General features: G+C 62.8%; 2 protein-coding genes. One reads left to right on the forward strand and one right to left on the reverse strand.

Annotation, left to right across the window (positions count from 1 at the left end; translation table 11 throughout):
- Positions 1-284: 284 nt before the first annotated feature.
- Positions 285-893, reverse strand: coding sequence for a LysE family translocator (locus J0A65_RS23145; RefSeq protein WP_152488838.1), 609 nt, complete (start codon positions 891-893; stop codon positions 285-287).
- Between the two features lie 103 nt (positions 894-996).
- Between J0A65_RS23145 and J0A65_RS23150 the strand changes: the two genes are divergently transcribed.
- Complete coding sequence (locus J0A65_RS23150; RefSeq protein WP_206596651.1) at positions 997-1,449, forward strand: Lrp/AsnC family transcriptional regulator; 453 nt, start codon at positions 997-999, stop codon at positions 1,447-1,449.
- The last annotated feature ends 126 nt before the right edge of the window (positions 1,450-1,575 follow it).

Raw genomic sequence — 1,575 nt, forward strand, 5'->3', positions numbered from 1 at the left:
GGTTGGAGAACTGCACGGTATGGATCGGCAGCACTTCGAAGCCCAGTCGCTGCAAGGGGAAGACCGCAGCGGCGTTACCGACATGGCCCCAGGCCACATGCGACTGGATCGACAGAACGAGGGGCGGCAAGGTGGTGCTCATGGACATTCCGACAATGGCTCGACGACGATGGAGTGGCCGCGATTATTCGCCAAGTCACGCGCCCGCACCACCACTGACGCCCTCGCGCTCTTCTTCGGTTCGCTGCGCCTGGCCATGGCCAGCGATCCGATGGTCTCGCGCGTCAACGAATGCTCTGCACGAGCGCCGGCAGCGTGGCCACGAGCAGCACCAACGCCATGCTCAGGTTGAACAGCAACGCATAGCGGGGGTGCATCAGCAGACGGCGAAACGTCGCGCCGCCAACGGCCCAGATGCCAACGCACGGCACGGAGACCAACAGCAGGATCACGGCCGCGAGGAGGACGTTCTGTGCGTGATGCTCAGCTGGCACGTAAGTCGCCACGCCGCTGATGGTCACGGCCCAGGCCTTGGGATTGACCCACTGGAATGCCACTCCGCCGAAGAACCCCATGGGTGCGGTGTCGTCATCACGAACCTGCAACGGGCCACTGCTGGCGATCTTCCAGGCAAGCCAGAGGATGTAGGCTGCGCCGACGACACGCAGCGCCACATCGAAGCCGGGTATGGCCGACAGCAGCGTGCCGAGGCCCAGCCCCAATGCGGCCAGGAGCAGGCCGACGCCGACGGAAATGCCCGCCACCAGCGGCATCGCACGCCATACCCCGACACGCGCACCGGCCAGCAGGACCATCGCATTGTTCGGGCCTGGCGTGCCGGTCATCACCACGCAGAAGAGCAGAAACGAGAGAAGCACGCTGGTATCGGTCATTGGCTGGGTCATGTCCACCTGGGTTTCGATTGCACAATCTTATTGCCTTTAGCGCGCAACTCGATTGCAATTCATTGATGCCATAGCGAACGAAACACAAGATATGACCACTATCGATCGAATAGACCAACGTATATTGCACGAGCTTTCCAGAGACGCCCGCCAGACCAACGTGAAGCTGGCCGAGCAGGTGGGGCTGTCGCCCTCCGCCTGCCTGAGACGCGTGCAGGAACTGGAGCGCAGCGGCGTGATCACCGGCTACAAGGCGGTGATCGACAGGTCGCGACTCGGCATCGGCTGCGTGGTCTATCTCACGGTGGGGCTGTCCAAGCACACCAAGGCCAGCCTCGAAGCGTTCGAACGGGCCATTGCCGAGGCGCCCGAGGTCGTGGAGTGCCACACCATCACTGGCGCGGTTGAATACCTGCTACGCGTCGAGGTGACTGACATCGGCGCCTACAAGGACTTCCACACCAACGTGCTGGGCACCCTGCCCCACGTCTCGTCCATCACCAGCCATATCGTGATGGACAGCAGCAAGAGCACCCGCTCCTGACGCGGCTTTAGCAACACGCGGGTTCATGCGCCATCCGCAGGGCCGCCGGCAGCCGCGCGTCTAGACTCTGGAGTCCATGCTGCAACCGTGGACATTCAGGATGAACAGCAAGAACACCATCTGCCT

It is taken from the genome of Bowmanella yangjiangensis, assembly GCF_017255015.1.
Taxonomy (GTDB): domain Bacteria; phylum Pseudomonadota; class Gammaproteobacteria; order Enterobacterales; family Alteromonadaceae; genus Bowmanella; species Bowmanella yangjiangensis.

Bases quoted from the DNA above. Each gene is read 5' to 3' on its own strand.
- J0A65_RS23145 (WP_152488838.1), bottom strand. From the start codon at position 893: ATGACCGATACCAGCGTGCTTCTCTCGTTTCTGCTCTTCTGCGTGGTG.
- J0A65_RS23150 (WP_206596651.1), top strand. From the start codon at position 997: ATGACCACTATCGATCGAATAGACCAACGTATATTGCACGAGCTTTCC.